We start from the raw sequence: 16,976 nt of genomic DNA on the forward strand, positions 1-16,976 counted from the left end.
GGATGGTGGACGCATCCAGCAATGGGCTATGGTCATGAATCAACTATTAGTTCATGACCACCTAAAGGAACGTGTGAAGAAATATCTAGAATAACTTACACACTTTTCTTGACAAGCCCTTTAAATCTTAGAAGCAGCCTTTTTCTAATACGTTTCTACCAGATCTAATCGCTTACAATTTTACTCTTGTTTAAATACTTACGTTTTTCAATGCCTCTGATAATTGATTCAATAATTTTTTACTTGTATTAATTACTCCGGTAGGAAAATGTTCACCTTCTCCGTATTCAACACCGTGAGGATAGTAATGCTTACCTAGTAATGGAGTTAATAACTTTATTACAGCGTATCTTCCTCCAACATCTCCCTCAACAGCATATCCTTGAACACGTAAATAAAAAACATCGCCTTTTACTTCAATTTTTCTGTCATATGTTACTCGTTCATAGTCCCATTGATCTGCTCTAACGAGTCCGATGTCTTCCATTATTAAATCAAGCCGTGATAATTCGATTGTTAAACCTTCTAAACCAGTATCTTCGATTCTCATAGGTATTTCCCTCCTAAAGCCTTTTCACTCATTATATTATAACTTAAATCATTTCATAAAATAAAGTGAATAAACAATCTGGAATAGACATTTATTTAACAGGACAGATGAAAGCAAATTTTATAAATGATAGACTCCCCAAAATAAATAATAGTATGAAAATTCCTAACTTGCAATGCTATGCAATTTTTTATTTGTTCTCATATTTTTTACTGAGAGAAAAATATGGATAAAATTCTCTTGGTGGTATTAAACCATAGGCTCTATATATTTCGAGACTATATTCAAATGTCAGAGGTAAATAATGAAAGAAACAATAGTAGTATATAGTAGAACAAGCCTACCAAGGTTTTAATTCATGTTTATTTTAAATTTTAAAGATTTACCCTTGACAAAGGAGGACTTCATCCAAACTAAATGATATAATAATATTGAGTTATATTTAATTTTATTAAGCGATAATGTTTAAGTAGATAATTTTTGGGGATAATAGTAATACTACTAAAACTCAGAATAAACTAGAATAACTATGGTTCGTTTTCATATAATAATAGAAACATTCAGGCTGAAGGAGGGGAGTAACATGCGAATCATCTTTCGAACTGTTGTCATTTTTTTAATCATTTTTGTTAGTTATGTATTGTTTATATATTTTGGACAATACACGCCTTCAGAACAACATGAAAATGAAGATGTTCAAATCTCAAATGAAGAATTACCAAATGAAGACAATAAAAAAGAGGGAAGAGATGCTTCACAAAAATTACCTGAAGATGGAATTTTGTCCTTAATGAATAAATCATCAGAGGAAATAACGGCACAACTTGGTGAACCAGATCGAATAGATCCTTCAGCATATGACTATGATTGGTGGATATATCAACAATCTGAAAAACAATATATTCAAATAGGGATTTTGAATCAAAAGGTAGTCACAGTTTATGGGATAGGTGAAGAGGTAAATGTAGAGCCTTTAAAAATAGGACAATCAGTACAAGAAGTTTTCAAGACGGTTCAAATTACTCCAACACTATCTTTAGAACATAATGGGAACACATATCGATTTGAGTTATCTGAGGAAGATATGAATACACGTCCAACAGTTAAAATTGGTGAAGTGTATGTACAACTATATATAGACAAATTTGATGGAATTTTGTCAAGTATAAGAGCGATGGATGCTGAAACCTTTATTAAGCAACGGTCCTACGAGGTTACTTACCGAGGTGAATTGATAGAACCTCAAGATGTAAGTGAGGAAAAATGGGAGAAAATCGAGGAAGGCTCTGAAAAGCAAATTCTTTCTATTACAAATATAATGCGGGTAAGACATCATGTTCCTGCAGTTAAGTGGGACGAAGAGACGTCAAAGGTTGCATTTTTGCATAGTGAGGATATGAAAAAAAATAATTATTTTTCTCACGAAACACCAAGTGGTGAGACACTGGTTGATCGACTTGGTGAGCAAAATATTAAATACGAGATGGCTGGTGAGAATATTGCAGCTCATTACGTAGATGGTATAGCAGCATCTGAAGGCTGGCTTAATAGTAAGGGACATCGTGATACTATGTTAAATGAAGAATTTACACATTTAGGTGTAGGTGTAGATGAATTGTATTATACACAAAACTTTATAAAGACATGGGAACAAGTTAATTTACATTAAGGTTGGTTAAATACCAGCCTTTTTGTTGTTTTATCGATTGTGATGAAGTTATTAAAAGCTAAATGCAATGCATCAAGATCAAAATGTCGTGATGACTAACGTTACGGCTCTTTTTTGTCTTGATAAATGGGCGAACAGAATAAACATCAAATTGATATGATAAAGTAGGCAAATGTATCAATGAGGTGAGGAAAATGTCAACGAAGAAATCACATACTTCAATTCAACAATTTAAGGAATTTGTAAAGAGACACCCGAAGCTTGTTCAAGAGGTAAGGAAAGGACAAAAGGAATGGCAGGAAGTGTTTGAGGATTGGTATTTGTTAGGGGAAAATGATATTATCTGGAATCAATATAAAGAGGAAAAAGCAGAGGAAGCTGGAAATGAAGAGGAAGATAAAGTAGATTTTATGTCACAAATGCTAACTGCAGTAAAAAAAATGGATATGAATCAAGTGAACCACCATATTTCAAATATGAGTAATACAATAACAACGATACAACAATTATTTGACCAATTTGGTCTTACAAAAGGCGGGAACAAACCTTCTTCTGGTGGGAATCAGCATCCTTTTTCCTTCCGAAAAGATTAATGGAATATATAAGATTGGAAGGGGCCTTATATGAGAAAGGAAATTCAAGAATATATCCAGTTAGATAAAGAGCGCCAGAAATTTCTTCGAGAGCAACCATATTGGTATCGAAAACTTGCAAGAAATCCAAATGATCTTGAATCGTTTGAAATTGCAATGATGAATTATTATCAAAAAACGATTCCACATAGAGTTGCGCATTTTTCGAATTCCTTGCAAATGGCGCAAATGATGATCGGGATGTTTCAAGCAATGCGACAATCAGATTGAAGACGACTTAAAAAAGTTTAAGTCGTTTTCTTTTTTTGTATATTATGTTTTTCTATTTGTTTGCAAACAATATCAATAAAGGAGGGAATGTTATGGGACGTACCATCATAATTTTATTGATAATAGGATTACTTGCCACCGGCTGCTCAAAGGACAGGCCAAGAGCCTTAGCGGAATTAGAAATAATTCCTGTATCATACTCAGAAAAGGATTCAAACGTATTAGAGGTTATGAGTCAACAAGAAAGGAAAGCAATTAAAATAAATCATCATATTAAAAACAAGGATATATATGTAGAATGCTACATACCGAATTTTGTATTTAAAGAAAAGGGAGGAAGTAAAAAGAATGGTGAAGGGCATCTTGGAATTTTTGTAGATGGAAAGTTAATTGATGAAATCTACACTGCGGCGTTTATTTTGAAAAATTTCCCCAAAGGAGAACATAGCATAAAGGTGGAAGTATTTCATAATGATTCTTCACGCTATAATTTATCGAAAACTTGGATTGAATCGATTAAATAGTTTTTCACATTTTTCAAATGAGGATAATCGTGGTAAAATATTGTCGGAGGTGCAAATACTCTATGTTTGCTACTATAGAAAGTATAATGTTACTTGATGAAGCGGAAAATTTAGCTAATTTAGTTCTTCAGTCAGAGCCTGCTGAAGAATACCGACTTCGTTATCATATATTAAAGAATGATAAAAATGCGCAAAGGATTATCAGTCAATTTTCTAAAACAAAAGAATTATATGAAGATGTGCAGCGTTTTGGAAAATATCATCCTGATTACAGGAAAATATCTAAAGATATGCGAGAGATAAAAAGAGAACTTGACTTGAATGAGAGTATTGCCAATTTTAAAAAGGCCGAAAATGAACTACAGTCATTACTTGATGAAATTAGTGTTCAAGTTGGTCAAGCAGTATCTGAGCATGTTAAGGTTCCTACAGGTAATCCGTTCTTTGATACAGGATCCAGTTGTGGTGGTGGCTGTGGATCAGGAGGAAGTTGTGGTTGTAAAGTTTCTTAAAAACGAGTCATTTGACTCGTTTTTTTTTAGATAAGTGAAAAGAAGATATATTGTGAGAACAATGAAGATTTGCTAGACTAACAATGTATGGATTTTTTATCGAATATAAATAAATGAAAATAAAAGAGATATATTTAAGGAGAATAAATTATGTTTGAAAAGCGGCAAGGAATCGTTGTTTGGCTTCATTCTTTAAAACATGTAAAAATGTTAAGGAAATTTGGGAATGTACACTATGTATCTAAGCGATTAAAGTATGTCGTGTTATATTGTAATATAGATGTAGTTGAACAAACTTTACAAAAATTATCTACATATTCATTTGTAAAACTCGCTGAACCATCATATAAGCCGTTTCTTAAGCTAGAATTTGAAACAAAAGTAGATAAAGCGAAGGAATATGACTATAAGTTAGGTTTATAAGCAACTGATGTTTTTAAACAACTCTATGTTAAAGATTAATGTAGATTTTAAAGCACTTTGTTAGTTGGAATAAAAACAAGATACTCCTACAAGCTCATTAAGACAGGAGAGCAATTTAAAGTTACAGAAGCAGCAATAAGGAAAACTTTTTGTCATATCATGAGAGAGCCAAACAAAAGTATAAATTCTTATTTTAAAGCGGGTGACTCTGAATCTTTTGAGTCACCCGCTTTCATTTATTATCGTAACGGAGGAATGTAATGATTAAGCCTTAAAATTCCAATTAAGTGTTGATAGTATAAATCAATTTCTGAAAAAATCGTTGAAGGTTTTACATCGAGTTCAATGATGTCCATTTGTAAATAAGTTGCTAGTTCTTTAAAAAGGTCGTATCGTTTATTTTCTTTCACATGAGGATTCGGGATCCCCTCTCGACATATATATAATGCTTGGAAATCACCTGGATTTGTTGGCTGCATTGCAACAACTAAAGATGAAACTTGATTATTATTCACCTCGGTATGTAGTACTAAAAGTCTTGAAACTCTATGTTTATTGGCTTTGGCTGTTTCAAGTAATTCATAAATGTCTGAATACCCTTCACCTATTTCGATAAATCGTTGAATCATCGAAACTCCCCCTTGAAAAAATTTTTTTCTCTCTTAGTTATTTTGTAAATTTGTAAAATATGTCATGTGAATTCGATACTCACTATACCATGTCCAATGGTTGCATGTGAAGATAAGATATCGTAATAGAAAGAAAAAAACCCTACAGATATTTTCTGTAGGGTCCTTCATAACCTTTTATTACGTAAAGGTTGAAGGCAAAGGGAGAGGAGAAACCGGAGGAAGAACTTATGGGGAAACGTAAGTCTTCTCCGCGGTTGGCAACAACATCAACGAATCGATGTTGTTACTATTCATTATCACCAAATGCTCTCACCATATACATGAAAAACAAGAAAATTTTCTCTTACAGTAAAACTGTTTGTCGAAATATTGTATCATCATATTTTGCTATGGTAGGATAGAGTGTATCAATTTTTTTAAGATAACCAATCATAAATTGAAATGATAAAGCTGTGGTGAAAAGATGAGAGTAGTTTCTGGTAATTTTAAAGGAAGACAATTAAAGGCAGTGCCTGGAATGACAACAAGACCAACAACAGATAAGGTCAAGGAAGCAATATTTAATATGGTAGGACCTTATTTTGACGGTGGTCTGGCATTAGACTTATTTGCGGGAAGTGGCGGTTTAGGAATTGAATCGTTAAGCCGTGGGATTGACAAATGTATTTTTGTTGACAGAGAAATAAAAGCAATACAAACAATACATAAAAACCTTGAAGCATGTCGTGCCGAGCAATTAGCCGAGGTGTATCGTAACGATGCAGATAGGGCATTAAAAGCAATTATAAAAAGACAACTTCAATTTAAATTAATCTTTTTAGACCCGCCGTACAAGCTTCAAAAACTGGAAGCGCTTATAAAAACGATGAGTGATCATAATTTAATACTAGATAACGGGTATATTGTGGCAGAGCATGGGAACGAATTTGTATTACCTCATGAAATTGGCGAATATATCCAAGTAAAACACGAAACATACGGAATAAGCTCAATAACAGTTTACGGACTGAATAAACAGGAGACGGGGGAGTAAGATGGGAAATATAGCAGTTTGCCCTGGCAGTTTTGACCCAATTACAAATGGCCATTTAGATATTATTAAGCGTGGTGCAAAAGTATTTGATAAAGTTTATGTTTGTGTTCTAAATAATTCGTCGAAGCAACCTTTATTTAGTGTAGAGGAGCGTTGTGATTTAATTAAGGAAGTAACGAGCCATATTCCAAATGTGGTTGTTGAAAGTTATAAAGGACTGCTTATGGACTATGCAAATGAGAAAAATGCACAGGCGATTCTTAGGGGGTTAAGAGCTGTTTCGGATTTTGAGTATGAAATGCAAATCACCTCAATGAATCGGGTATTAGATGATACTATTGAAACATTTTTCATGATGACAAATAATCAATATTCATTTTTAAGTTCAAGCATTGTTAAGGAAATAGCAAAATACAAGGGCGATATTTCTGAATTAGTTCCAAATGCTGTTGAAAGAGCTTTAAAACATAAATTTATGGTGGAATGAGGTACATATATTTTCGAAATACACGGACGTTATTAGTAAAAAGAGGGTGACTCAAAGGGTTTAGACTCCTCTACAAACACGGGTAAATAGTAAACTTGTGTATGAGGGGTCTGAACCTTTAGTTTTGAGCCACCCTCTATTCATTATTTAGATAAATCTTGATAAAATTTCGTTTATCGTTAAGTTGTTCTTGTGAATACATATCGTTTTCCGTATAAATAAATATAAATTACGATTGATGAAATCGTTATAAGCGGTCCGAAATGTAATAGTGCATTCCAATACTTTTCTGCCCAGTCTGGCGTTTGTATGATGGAAAAGACAGGTAAAACAGCTTGGTTTGACGATTGCAAATCTGTATACAAAGGTTTAAATAAAAGGAAAACAATAATAGATGAATAGATTCCATGTAAAATCCTAGCTAGGAAAAATGGTTGAAATCGAATATCTGTTTCAGCTAGTATGCTTGCAACCTGTGCTTGAACGGATAATCCTCCGAAAGCTAAAATAAAGCTTGCAATCATCATTTTATCTAATAAGCTTGCTGATGTTTCGCTAACGAATTGATTACCTAATGTTATTTCAAAAATACCAGTAATAAGTGGGATACTTAAATCTTTAGTTATTTGCAATAATGCTAACCCACCTGAAATGATTTGAGCGAATAAATCAGTCAAATGAATAATGGATAGTATTTTATTAAATACAGAAAACAGAATAATAAATCCACCGATCATTAATAATGTTTGAATTGAGGTGATAACTGCATCCCCAAGCATTTTACCAATCGGCCTTGATTCTTTAATTCTAGTTTTATGTAACTCACGAAGTGCTTCTTTTAATGGTGGAAATATTTTTCTCTTACCTCTTTGTGATGATGCTTCTCGTCCACCGTAAAATCTCATTGTTAAGCCAACACATAAATTCCCTAAATAATGTGCTGCTGCGAGCAATATGCCTAATGAAGCGTCATGGAAAAATCCAACTGCTACTGCACCAAAAATAAATAACGGATTTGAGGAGCTAGTAAATGATACAAGTCTTTCTGCTTCGATTTTAGAAATTTGTTTTTCTTGTCTTATTCTAGCCGTTAGCTTTGCTCCTGCAGGATTTCCAGAAGCCATCCCCATAGCCCACACGAAACCTCCAACACCAGGTACGCGAAAGATCGGTCTCATAAGAGGCTCTAATAAAACTCCAATAAATTTGACAACTCCAAATCCAATAAGGAGCTCTGAGGCTATAAAAAATGGTAATAATGAAGGAAAAACAACCTCCCACCAGATGGATAGTCCTCTACTGGAAGCTTCAAGGGACTCTTTTGGATTCATGATGATTGCAATTGTTAAGCCACCTATAAATACTGCAATAAGAATGGTTTTGAATTTTGAAAGACTCAAAATGTAATGCCTCCTATATAAACTGTTCAAATGAAATAAAAAATCATAGTTGGACAAATATCATTAATTTAATATACGAGAATAGGTGAACATTTTAGACCATAAGATTGATGTATACTTTGTTATTTTTTAATAGGTCATAAATGTGAACGGTGAAATAATCTTGATAAAGATCACCTTTGTTGAGATGAATGATTTCCTAGTAATAAGAAGAAAATGAAGGTAAAGGAGGGCTACTCCTTGAAGGAAAAGCCTAAAATTGGACTAGCGCTCGGATCTGGAGGAGCTAGAGGTTTTGCGCATTTAGGTGTACTAAAGGTATTGCATGAAGCCGGTATTCAAGTTGACTTAATTGCCGGAAGCAGCATGGGTGCCTTAGTTGGTTGTTTTTATGCATCAGGTTTAAGTATTGAGAGAATGTATCAATTTGCACTTGCATTTAAGAGAAAGTATTATTTAGATTTTACAGTTCCTAAAATGGGATTTATTGCTGGAAACAGATTGAAGGAATTGATCCGCTTATTTACACATCAAAAAACGTTTGAACAATTAAATATACCCGTATCTGTTGTTGCAACTGATTTATATAATGGTAAAAAGGTTGTCTTTAATAAGGGACCAGTAGCTGAAGCGGTTAGAGCAAGTATAGCGATTCCAGGAATTTTTGTGCCAGAAAAAATTAATGGTAGACTGTTAGTAGATGGTGGGGTAATTGACAGAGTTCCAGTATCTGTTGTTAAGGAGATGGGGGCTGATATCGTGATAGCTGTCGATGTATCACATGTAAAGCAAAATGAAAATATAACATCTATATTTGATGTTATTTTACAAAGCATTGACATTATGCAGGATGAGCTTGTACATCATAGAGAAATTGTCTCTGATGTGATGATTAGACCACATGTTGAACAGTTTAGTTCAAGAGCGTTTACGAATATTAAGGAAATTATTGAAATTGGTGAACAGGAGGCATTGCAGCATATAGAAAAAATCCATACATTGATATCGGCGTGGAGGGAGTCAAATAAGCATGAAACGTAATATTGTTTTTCGGTCTATTCTACTATGTTCACTAATCATCATTGCAGTAACATTTATCAAGCTTCCTTACTACGTAACAAAGCCTGGTACGGCTGCTGAATTAGAACCGATTGTTGAAGTTGAAAACGGCTATAAAAATGAATCAGGGAGTTTCTCACTTACGACAGTTCAGTTCGGAAGAGCAAATCCAATTACATATATGTGGGCAAAATTTCACGATTATTATTATCTTATGCCACTTGAAGATTTCAAAAGGAAAGACGAATCTGATGAGGATTATTTTAAACGACAATTGCATTTAATGGAAACATCTCAGGAGTCTGCAATTACTACAGCATATCTAAAAGCAAATAAATCAGTTTCGTATTCATTCCACGGCGTTTATGTTGAGGAAATTGTAAAGGGAATGCCTGCTGAAAATAAATTAAAGGTAGGTGATCGCATTTATAAAGTGGATCAATACTTATTTCAAACTGCAGAAGAATTTATTGAATATGTTGGGAATAAAGAGAATGGCGATAAAATAACGATATCGTTCGAAAGAGACGGAGTAAAAAAACAAGTAGAGGTTCCGGTTGCTCCGTTCGAGGAGGAGCCGAGTAAGATAGGAATAGGGATTTCATTAATAACGGATCGTGAATTAATCGTTGATCCGAAAATTAAGTTAAATACGGAGGAAATCGGCGGTCCGTCTGCAGGGTTAATGATGGCACTGGAGATATACAATCAGTTAAATAAGGAAGATATATCAAAAGGCTATAAAATTGCGGGAACTGGTACGATTAATCCAGAAGGTGAAGTTGGACCGATTGGTGGAATTTCACAAAAAATCGTTGCAGCAGATAAAGCGGGAATGGACATTTTCTTTGCCCCAAACGAAAAAGGGAAAAATACGTCAAACTATCAGGAAGCAATTGAGGTAGGGAAAAAAATTAACACAAAAATGAAAATTGTACCAGTTGATACATTTGATGATGCTTTAGACTATTTACAGAAGCTTAAAGAAAAGTAGATATAATTGAAATAAAGACACTCATGAATGATGAAATCTTTCTTCAATTATGAGTGTCTCTTTATTAGTAGGACATTCGAATAGGCGGTGTTGTATATTCAGTTTTTAGTAGTCTTGAGCGCAGTGGTTCAGGAAAAATCATAAAATAGGTTGCAGCTGCTCGTAAATCTATTTCAAATAGCGGATGGTGAAAGCCTGAAACTTTTGAGATGATTGGTAGCTTAAGATTCTTCTTTATTGAGCGTAAATATTCTTGTCCTCTTTCACTCATACCTAATAAACGAATATATGGAGAAGTCTCGTGTTGATTAATAAGATTCATTTCTTGTTTTGAAGTTCTTGTTAATATATGCATACATAAACGCTGAAGCCTTGTCCAAGTATATCTTTTTGTTTTTAGTTGTTCCATAAAATCTTGAAAGCAATGTGAATCAATAATTAACTTTAATACTCTGTTTTCTAAGCCCTCCTCTACTTCATAGATGGATTTAAGCTCTTCCTCTTTCATTGTCAAAAGGCTGTATTTTAAAAAGCTAAAATAATTTTCCCATTGATGGAAAACCCCATATTGCTCTTTATACTTTTCGAGAATTGTATATGTATCGTTTGGTACATAGCTGCTTATGTCTGCGTTTTGATCGAAAAGAGAGTTTCTAATACTTGTCGCACTTGCAATTGATGTTGACGCAAAATCCTTATCATGATAACCGGCTTTATATCGTTTAATCGTTAATGGTATCATGTTAGAGTTTAGTTTTGAAATAGCTTTAACATAATGAAATCCTAAAATATTGTTAGGCTGTGATAAATCAAGTGTATCCTTTCTATTTGAAATTTTTTGATAAGCGAGACTTAATGCTGTCGGATAATTTACACCAGTTTGCATGAAGTGCTTAATGTATTCCTCATATTGTTCAGATTCTTTTTGGAGAAATTCATTCGTATGTAAAAAAGGCGCAATATCCCCTGTCTCACTACCGAAGCATAAATAGCTACAATGTAATGCATCTAAAATTGAAACAGCACCATTCGCAAAAGTCTCAGCTTTCTGTGTAGCAAACGCATAGGGAAGTTCTACGACAAGATCGACACCGCCTTGAAGGGCCATTTTTGTTCGTTCCCATTTTGGAACTAGTGCAGGCTCTCCTCTTTGAAGAAAATATCCACTCATTACAGCAATAACAATATCTGCATTAGATTTTTTTACAGATTCTCTTAAATGGTATAGATGACCGTTATGGAACGGATTATATTCAACAACAACTCCTATAGCTTTCAATTAAACACACCACACTTCCTATCATGTTTTTATCTATTATAAGCGATTTAAAATGTAGGATAAACTATTCGAGGAAACACTTGAAAATCGAGGCCTATAGCATTAAAATAAAATTTGCTGGTTTTTCATGAATTCGTTTTGTGTTTAGTTATTACATAATAGAAAGTCGTTAATTTTTCATAGTTTTGAAAAAAATAGATAATAATGTATACTAACACTGTAAAGAAAAAATATTGACAAATATAAAAGCGAAGGCTATAATTACCTTTGTTGCCTTGAGGTGATATATATTGAAATGGACAATTAGTCAATTACATCAATTACAAAGCAAGGGATTGCAAATTGACGATGAAATTGATATGAGTGAACTTGTCACAGGTCAATCTGACATTCGTGATATTTCACCAGTTACTGTTAAAGGACGTGCAGATATAAGTTCTACGAGGGTAACTTTCCATTTATCAATTTCAGGTTCGATGATTCTACCGTGTTCTCGAACATTAGTGGATGTACATTATCCATTTTCAATTGATACAACAGAAACATTTTTATTAAAACCAACAGATTATGATACGGATGAGGATTATTATCTTGTTAATGGGGATGTTGTTGATTTAATTCCCATTATTAAAGAAATCATTCTACTAGAAATCCCAATGCAGGTATTTTGTGATGATGTTAAAAATGAAAAAGATGCTGCACCCCAATCCGGAAAGGACTGGGAAGTGATTTCAGAGGAAGAGCTTAATAAAAAGGTTGATCCTCGTCTAGCTGGACTAGCAAAATTTTTTGAAAATGGCGAGAGCAAATAATTTGCTAGCTTCCAATACAAAAGAATTGTATCACCAATGATGTAATCGTTGAAATAGTCTTTAAGGAGGTGGGAATAATGGCTGTACCTTTTAGAAGAACTTCTAAAACAAGAAAAAGACTACGTCGTACTCATTTTAAATTACAAGTGCCTGGTATGGTAGAATGCCCAAACTGCGGTGAAAGCAAACTAGCTCACCGTGTATGTAAAGCATGTGGAACATACAAAGGAAAAGAAGTAATCAGCAAATAATTTTGTTTGTTGAAAAAAGAGTGAAGGTCAAATGACCTTCACTCTTTTTTGTCTCTTTTTAATGAAGTGTCTTGTTTACCTTTATTCGCTGTTTTCAATTAACATGTCTAGCTTTAGTAAATCTTGAATATTTTTGTGGCTTTAAAATGAAGGTAATAGAATAATGTAGTCTATCTTTTCTACTAGTTGCATATGTATAGAAAAAAAGTGACTATTGGAGGGATTTAAGATGACTACAACACGTCAAGATGCTTGGACACAGGATGAGGATTTATTATTAGCAGAAATCGTACTTAGACATATTCGTGAAGGAGCCACACAGCTTGCTGCATTCGAGGAAGTTGGTAGAAGATTATCAAGAACAGCTGCTGCATGTGGATTTAGATGGAATTCACATGTTCGAAAACAATATAAAACTGGCATCGAGCTTGCAAAAAAACAACGTAAAGAATTAAGGACATTACCGCAGGAGCAAGAAACTGAAAATCAAATAGTAAACGAAGCGAAAGAGGAACAAGAAAAACCTAGTGCAAGCTCAAAAAATACAATTAAGGAGCTCATTTCTTTTTTACAACAATATGAAGAAGCACCATCAATTCAAGAGTTACAAAAAGAAAATAAGCGGTTGAAAGATAAGGTTCAACAATTAGAAGCCTCAGTCAATAGCCTCGAACAAGAGAAAGAGGGATTGATAAAAAATTTACAAGTGATGGAAGAGGATTATCACGCATTAATTGAAATTATGGATCGTGCACGAAAAATGGTCATATTACAGGAAGATGAAAGAAATCGAAAAGTAAAGTTTCAAATGGACAAAAACGGTAATTTAGAGAGAGTTGAAAAGTAAAAACGGGCTATTATTAGCCCGTTTTTACTTCGCTAACGCCATCTGGAAACCAGACATAAGGATTTTCTCCTTTATCTCTTTCCATATCATATTTCACTTGTTTAAAATCCATTTTCGTCCAAAATTCCGCTGATTTAATCCGAGGGTTTGTTTTAATCGGTAGTTGAAATGATTTTGCGAATTGGACAAGTGCTTTTCCATAACCTTTCCCTTGATATTGTGGTAAAACTTCTAGTTTCCACAATTCTAAATAATCTTGCTTAGGTTCGAAGTATTGATCAAACTTTTTGTCTACTCGGTATAAACTCATTCGAGCAACAAGCTTATCGCCGTAATAAATACCATAAAATGGTGAGTCGCTATCATTTTCAATAATATTCGCTTGGAGATCTTCAAGCATTGAAAGCTCCTGAATCCCATATTCTTTAAATTTTTTAAATTCTTCTAGCGTTTTATAATTGACTAATAATTTTTCAACTTTAATCAAGCTATAATCCCCCCTCGCCAAAAACTAACAGAACTGTTCATTAAAACAATATTTCGATTATAATGAAAATAACCCTATAAAATATTATAGCATGATATACATATAGTGGATATGAAAATGATAAAACGCTTACAGATAAGTTAGAAAGGAGTATCGCTTATTTTATAAGTAACAGAGTAAAATGTAAATTCGATATTTAACTAGACGCATAGCAGGTGGTAAAATGAAAATTGGAATCATTGGAGCAGGGTCACTTGGGTTACTATATGCTTTTTATCTTACAAAATTACAAAATCAGATAACTCTTTATACAAATAGAGAAGAACAGGCAGAGGAAATTCGGAGAAATGGATTAACTTTGATAAAGAATGATATCTCATTCAATATTAGTATTAATGCTGATTCTTCCTCTGAGTATAAGGAGGATTTTCTTATCGTTACTGTTAAGCAATATCATCTTGATAAGATTGCTGCAACATTAAAAAAACACTCTCCAAAAATGCTTTTGTTTTTACAAAATGGAATGGGGCATTTGGATATATTATCCACATTATCAAAGGAACATCAAATTATTATAGGTGTATCTGAACATGGTGCATTAAAGGTAAATAATCATACAGTAATCCATTCTGGTATTGGAAAAACTAAAATAGCTTTTTATCAAATGAGAGAAAAGGGCATTAATAAACTTAATACATTAACAAGCATAAATGAGGGTGACTTTTCTTTTGAAACAGTAGATAGTTGGAAGGAAATGCTAATCGAAAAGCTGATGGTCAATGCAGCTATAAATCCATTAACTGCTCTTCTACGGGTAAGAAATGGTGCATTAATAGAGAATCACTACTATAAAGAGATGTTGATGTCGTTATTTAATGAAATAATACAAGTTTTAGACGTTCATAATGGAGAGCAGATGTTGCAGCATGTTTTACATATTTGTGAAAAAACATCTGAAAATGAGTCTTCGATGTACAAGGATATTCAAATGGGCTCAAAAACAGAAATAGATGCTATTTTAGGCTTTGTAGTAAAAAGAGCAAAACAAAAGAATGTGAATATTCCACTTACTTTATTTTTATACAATGCCATAAAGGGAATTGAAGCAAAATGAACCATCAATATTCATAAAAAAAGAGATTTTTTTCATTTTAAAATGAAAATTAACAATAATACTAAATCCTAAGCAAAGTATTTTTTGTTTTTATGATTAAAATGCTATACTCATCCATGGTACCACTTTCATTACAGGTGGTAAATCTGGATGTTTGTAGATAAAGTTAAAAAATTGTTCTCTATAGTTTTTTGTCTTACAAATGATAATGTATGTAAAGGATGTCCATGTATAGAAGCAATCACATCCATGATTTACAAAGGATAAGAACTGTATAAGAACTATACATATTTTTAGAAAGGAAGTTACATATATGGAGATTCTTGAACTCTCCCTGCACTCTTCAAATCAATTTTTGGATCACTTCACAAAACAAACCTTAGATGTCTCATCCTATTTTGATTACAATACTCATTCAAAAGCGGTTTTTAAAGAAAGAGCTGCGGATTTAAAAAATCGTTCCTTTCAACGTGAAGAGCTAGTTTCATATTTGAAGCAGTACGCAAGGCGTTTCGCAAAAGAACAAGATAAAACATTTGAAAACATTGAAAAATTAAAAGATCCGAACAGTGTCGTTGTAATTGGTGGTCAGCAAGCTGGTTTATTAACAGGACCGCTATATACGATCAATAAAATCATTTCGATTATTGTGCTTGCGAGGCAACAGGAAGAGGAGTTAGGGATCCCTGTTGTACCTGTTTTTTGGATTGCTGGTGAGGACCATGATTTTGCAGAAATAAATCATATTTTTGCTGCAAAGGAGAAAATTCCGAAGAAAATATCAGTAAAAGACTCGCCACTTAAAAAACAGTCAGTTTCGGAATTACCAATTAATAAGCAAAAGACAATTGAATGGCTAGAAGAAGTCTTTGAAGTATTTGGGGAAACTGATTATTCAAAGCAATTAATCAATAATTTAAAACAGTATGTTCAAAAGTCGTCATCATATGTAGAGTTTTTTGAACTTGTTGTAATGGAAATTTTCCAAGATCAAGGATTAGTTTTAGTGAACTCAGGAGATTCTGGTCTTCGTCAACTCGAAAAACCCTGTTTTCATGCAATTGTTGAGCGAAATTCCAACATAGCCGATGCCGCATTAAAACAACAGCAATTTATGCGAGAACAGGGCTATCAGCCGATAATAGAGATTGGAAAAGATAGCGCAAATTTCTTCTATCACCATGAAGGTGAACGGTTTCTTGTGGAAAGAAAAAGTGAGGAAGAATTTTTTATCCCAGAGATAAATCTAGTCTTATCAAAAGCAGAATTACACGATTTAATCGAGGCGTATCCTGAAAAGTTTAGCAATAATGTTGTAACTAGACCTGTAATGCAGGAATTCTTATTTCCTACTCTGGCATTTTTTGCAGGACCTGGTGAGTTTACGTACTGGGCTGAATTAAAACAAGTGTTTTCTGAAATGGAAATGAAAATGCCACCTGTATTACCGAGATTAATGATCACTTTACTAGAAAGATCTATTGAGAGAAATATCCTTGAAGCAAGCTTGTCGCTTGATGATGTTCTACAAAATGGAGTCGAAGATGCAATAACAGCTTATTTAAAAGATGCTACCCCAGTAGAAATGGAACCATTGATTCATCAAGCAAAAGAGCAAATATCCGCTATTCATCATAATCTTATACGAGAAGCGTTAAAAATTGATCAAAGCTTAGAGCCGATGCTAATGAAAAATGGTGTATTTATTCAGGAGCAGCTAGAATTTTTTAATCGCAGTGTTGAAAAACGAATACAAGAGAAACATAATGTACAGCTTTCGAAATACCGCGAAATTGAATTATCTTTATTCCCAAATTTACATCCTCAGGAAAGAATGTGGAATATTTATTACTATATAAATAAATATGGCCCGCAATTTGTAGGAGATTTGCTAAACTTGTCATATTCTTTTAATGGAAAACATAAAATTGTCAAAATTTAAATTAAAGTTTTTTTAAAATCCTGTTTTTACAGGGTTTTTTTTTTGTGAAAAGAAATGTAGAATAGGAAGTGGAGATATGTGGGGGAAAGTGGTGACTT

At 33.3% G+C, this 16,976-nt stretch carries 20 protein-coding genes; 15 read left to right on the forward strand and 5 right to left on the reverse strand.

Going from position 1 to position 16,976, the window contains the following annotated elements:
- Positions 1 to 190 precede the first annotated feature (190 nt).
- On the reverse strand, positions 191 to 550 hold the full coding sequence (locus tag ACTJJ9_RS15275) for a YugN family protein (protein ID WP_095298920.1): 360 nt from the start codon (positions 548 to 550) through the stop codon (positions 191 to 193).
- 583 nt (positions 551 to 1,133) lie between these two features.
- Here ACTJJ9_RS15275 and ACTJJ9_RS15280 point away from each other — a divergent pair.
- The 6 genes from ACTJJ9_RS15280 to ACTJJ9_RS15305 all read left to right on the forward strand — a co-directional run bounded on the left by ACTJJ9_RS15280 (position 1,134) and on the right by ACTJJ9_RS15305 (position 4,541).
- Positions 1,134 to 2,219, forward strand: coding sequence for a CAP domain-containing protein (locus ACTJJ9_RS15280; RefSeq protein ID WP_145582232.1), 1,086 nt, complete (start codon positions 1,134 to 1,136; stop codon positions 2,217 to 2,219).
- A 194-nt stretch (positions 2,220 to 2,413) separates the two neighbouring features.
- Entirely contained in the window at positions 2,414 to 2,812 is a 399-nt protein-coding gene (locus ACTJJ9_RS15285; protein ID WP_095298916.1) for a YlbD family protein, read from the forward strand.
- 30 nt (positions 2,813 to 2,842) lie between these two features.
- On the forward strand, positions 2,843 to 3,082 hold the full coding sequence (locus tag ACTJJ9_RS15290; RefSeq protein ID WP_095298914.1) for a YlbE-like family protein: 240 nt from the start codon (positions 2,843 to 2,845) through the stop codon (positions 3,080 to 3,082).
- 92 nt (positions 3,083 to 3,174) lie between these two features.
- The gene (locus ACTJJ9_RS15295; protein ID WP_145582231.1) at positions 3,175 to 3,606 is read left to right on the forward strand and encodes a hypothetical protein; all 432 of its coding nucleotides are present in this window, start codon (positions 3,175 to 3,177) and stop codon (positions 3,604 to 3,606) included.
- 62 nt (positions 3,607 to 3,668) lie between these two features.
- Positions 3,669 to 4,118 (forward strand): YlbF family regulator, encoded by a 450-nt coding sequence (locus ACTJJ9_RS15300; RefSeq protein WP_095298910.1) that lies wholly within the window; start codon positions 3,669 to 3,671, stop codon positions 4,116 to 4,118.
- 150 nt (positions 4,119 to 4,268) lie between these two features.
- The gene (locus ACTJJ9_RS15305) at positions 4,269 to 4,541 is read left to right on the forward strand and encodes a YlbG family protein (protein WP_095298908.1); all 273 of its coding nucleotides are present in this window, start codon (positions 4,269 to 4,271) and stop codon (positions 4,539 to 4,541) included.
- A 239-nt stretch (positions 4,542 to 4,780) separates the two neighbouring features.
- Here the strand turns inward: ACTJJ9_RS15305 and ACTJJ9_RS15310 are convergent, their stop codons facing one another.
- Positions 4,781 to 5,170, reverse strand: a complete 390-nt coding sequence (locus tag ACTJJ9_RS15310; RefSeq protein ID WP_095298906.1) for a DUF7147 family protein — start codon at positions 5,168 to 5,170, stop codon at positions 4,781 to 4,783.
- A gap of 466 nt (positions 5,171 to 5,636) precedes the next feature.
- Between ACTJJ9_RS15310 and rsmD the strand changes: the two genes are divergently transcribed.
- Both rsmD and coaD read left to right on the forward strand, forming a co-directional pair.
- Positions 5,637 to 6,206 carry a 16S rRNA (guanine(966)-N(2))-methyltransferase RsmD gene (gene rsmD / locus ACTJJ9_RS15315; RefSeq protein WP_145582230.1) on the forward strand — a complete coding sequence of 190 codons (570 nt, stop codon included), beginning with the start codon at positions 5,637 to 5,639 and terminating at the stop codon, positions 6,204 to 6,206.
- 1 nt (position 6,207) lies between these two features.
- Positions 6,208 to 6,693: a pantetheine-phosphate adenylyltransferase gene (coaD, locus tag ACTJJ9_RS15320; RefSeq protein WP_095298902.1), complete on the forward strand. Its 486-nt coding sequence runs from the start codon at positions 6,208 to 6,210 to the stop codon at positions 6,691 to 6,693.
- Positions 6,694 to 6,872: 179 nt separating this feature from the next.
- Here coaD and ylbJ read toward each other — a convergent pair whose 3' ends face one another.
- Complete coding sequence (gene ylbJ / locus ACTJJ9_RS15325) at positions 6,873 to 8,093, reverse strand: sporulation integral membrane protein YlbJ (protein ID WP_145582229.1); 1,221 nt, start codon at positions 8,091 to 8,093, stop codon at positions 6,873 to 6,875.
- Positions 8,094 to 8,333: 240 nt separating this feature from the next.
- On the opposite strand from ylbJ, the gene ACTJJ9_RS15330 reads away from it, so the two are divergent.
- Positions 8,334 to 9,134, forward strand: a complete 801-nt coding sequence (locus ACTJJ9_RS15330; RefSeq protein ID WP_440768706.1) for a patatin-like phospholipase family protein — start codon at positions 8,334 to 8,336, stop codon at positions 9,132 to 9,134.
- A complete protein-coding gene (locus ACTJJ9_RS15335; RefSeq protein WP_440768707.1) occupies positions 9,124 to 10,146 on the forward strand; it encodes a SepM family pheromone-processing serine protease in 1,023 nt (340 codons plus the stop codon). Before ACTJJ9_RS15330 ends, ACTJJ9_RS15335 begins: the two co-directional genes overlap by 11 nt.
- 64 nt (positions 10,147 to 10,210) lie before the next feature.
- Here ACTJJ9_RS15335 and ACTJJ9_RS15340 read toward each other — a convergent pair whose 3' ends face one another.
- Complete coding sequence (locus ACTJJ9_RS15340; RefSeq protein ID WP_145582227.1) at positions 10,211 to 11,425, reverse strand: nucleotidyltransferase; 1,215 nt, start codon at positions 11,423 to 11,425, stop codon at positions 10,211 to 10,213.
- A gap of 290 nt (positions 11,426 to 11,715) precedes the next feature.
- Between ACTJJ9_RS15340 and ACTJJ9_RS15345 the strand changes: the two genes are divergently transcribed.
- The 3 genes from ACTJJ9_RS15345 (at position 11,716) to ACTJJ9_RS15355 (ending at position 13,335) form a co-directional block, all read left to right on the forward strand.
- Positions 11,716 to 12,237, forward strand: coding sequence for a YceD family protein (locus tag ACTJJ9_RS15345; protein WP_145582226.1), 522 nt, complete (start codon positions 11,716 to 11,718; stop codon positions 12,235 to 12,237).
- Between the two features lie 77 nt (positions 12,238 to 12,314).
- The gene (gene rpmF / locus ACTJJ9_RS15350; RefSeq protein WP_095298890.1) at positions 12,315 to 12,488 is read left to right on the forward strand and encodes a 50S ribosomal protein L32; all 174 of its coding nucleotides are present in this window, start codon (positions 12,315 to 12,317) and stop codon (positions 12,486 to 12,488) included.
- Positions 12,489 to 12,717: 229 nt separating this feature from the next.
- Positions 12,718 to 13,335, forward strand: coding sequence for an RsfA family transcriptional regulator (locus tag ACTJJ9_RS15355; RefSeq protein ID WP_095298888.1), 618 nt, complete (start codon positions 12,718 to 12,720; stop codon positions 13,333 to 13,335).
- Positions 13,336 to 13,348: 13 nt separating this feature from the next.
- Here the strand turns inward: ACTJJ9_RS15355 and ACTJJ9_RS15360 are convergent, their stop codons facing one another.
- A complete protein-coding gene (locus tag ACTJJ9_RS15360; protein WP_145582225.1) occupies positions 13,349 to 13,822 on the reverse strand; it encodes an N-acetyltransferase in 474 nt (157 codons plus the stop codon).
- 223 nt (positions 13,823 to 14,045) lie between these two features.
- On the opposite strand from ACTJJ9_RS15360, the gene ACTJJ9_RS15365 reads away from it, so the two are divergent.
- Both ACTJJ9_RS15365 and bshC read left to right on the forward strand, forming a co-directional pair.
- Positions 14,046 to 14,936: a 2-dehydropantoate 2-reductase gene (locus ACTJJ9_RS15365; RefSeq protein WP_145582224.1), complete on the forward strand. Its 891-nt coding sequence runs from the start codon at positions 14,046 to 14,048 to the stop codon at positions 14,934 to 14,936.
- 313 nt (positions 14,937 to 15,249) lie between these two features.
- Positions 15,250 to 16,878, forward strand: a complete 1,629-nt coding sequence (bshC, locus tag ACTJJ9_RS15370; protein ID WP_145582223.1) for a bacillithiol biosynthesis cysteine-adding enzyme BshC — start codon at positions 15,250 to 15,252, stop codon at positions 16,876 to 16,878.
- The last annotated feature ends 98 nt before the right edge of the window (positions 16,879 to 16,976 follow it).

The organism is Metabacillus sp. 22489 (assembly GCF_052044855.1).
GTDB classification, from domain to species: domain Bacteria; phylum Bacillota; class Bacilli; order Bacillales; family Bacillaceae; genus Metabacillus; species Metabacillus niabensis.

Bases quoted from the DNA above. Each gene is read 5' to 3' on its own strand.
- ACTJJ9_RS15285 (WP_095298916.1), top strand. From the start codon at position 2,414: ATGTCAACGAAGAAATCACATACTTCAATTCAACAATTTAAGGAATTT.
- ACTJJ9_RS15305 (WP_095298908.1), top strand. From the start codon at position 4,269: ATGTTTGAAAAGCGGCAAGGAATCGTTGTTTGGCTTCATTCTTTAAAA.
- ACTJJ9_RS15295 (WP_145582231.1), top strand. From the start codon at position 3,175: ATGGGACGTACCATCATAATTTTATTGATAATAGGATTACTTGCCACC.
- coaD (WP_095298902.1), top strand. From the start codon at position 6,208: ATGGGAAATATAGCAGTTTGCCCTGGCAGTTTTGACCCAATTACAAAT.
- ACTJJ9_RS15365 (WP_145582224.1), top strand. From the start codon at position 14,046: ATGAAAATTGGAATCATTGGAGCAGGGTCACTTGGGTTACTATATGCT.
- ACTJJ9_RS15290 (WP_095298914.1), top strand. From the start codon at position 2,843: ATGAGAAAGGAAATTCAAGAATATATCCAGTTAGATAAAGAGCGCCAG.
- ACTJJ9_RS15335 (WP_440768707.1), top strand. From the start codon at position 9,124: ATGAAACGTAATATTGTTTTTCGGTCTATTCTACTATGTTCACTAATC.
- ACTJJ9_RS15275 (WP_095298920.1), bottom strand. From the start codon at position 550: ATGAGAATCGAAGATACTGGTTTAGAAGGTTTAACAATCGAATTATCA.
- ACTJJ9_RS15355 (WP_095298888.1), top strand. From the start codon at position 12,718: ATGACTACAACACGTCAAGATGCTTGGACACAGGATGAGGATTTATTA.
- rpmF (WP_095298890.1), top strand. From the start codon at position 12,315: ATGGCTGTACCTTTTAGAAGAACTTCTAAAACAAGAAAAAGACTACGT.
- ACTJJ9_RS15310 (WP_095298906.1), bottom strand. From the start codon at position 5,170: ATGATTCAACGATTTATCGAAATAGGTGAAGGGTATTCAGACATTTAT.
- ACTJJ9_RS15280 (WP_145582232.1), top strand. From the start codon at position 1,134: ATGCGAATCATCTTTCGAACTGTTGTCATTTTTTTAATCATTTTTGTT.
- rsmD (WP_145582230.1), top strand. From the start codon at position 5,637: ATGAGAGTAGTTTCTGGTAATTTTAAAGGAAGACAATTAAAGGCAGTG.
- bshC (WP_145582223.1), top strand. From the start codon at position 15,250: ATGGAGATTCTTGAACTCTCCCTGCACTCTTCAAATCAATTTTTGGAT.
- ACTJJ9_RS15300 (WP_095298910.1), top strand. From the start codon at position 3,669: ATGTTTGCTACTATAGAAAGTATAATGTTACTTGATGAAGCGGAAAAT.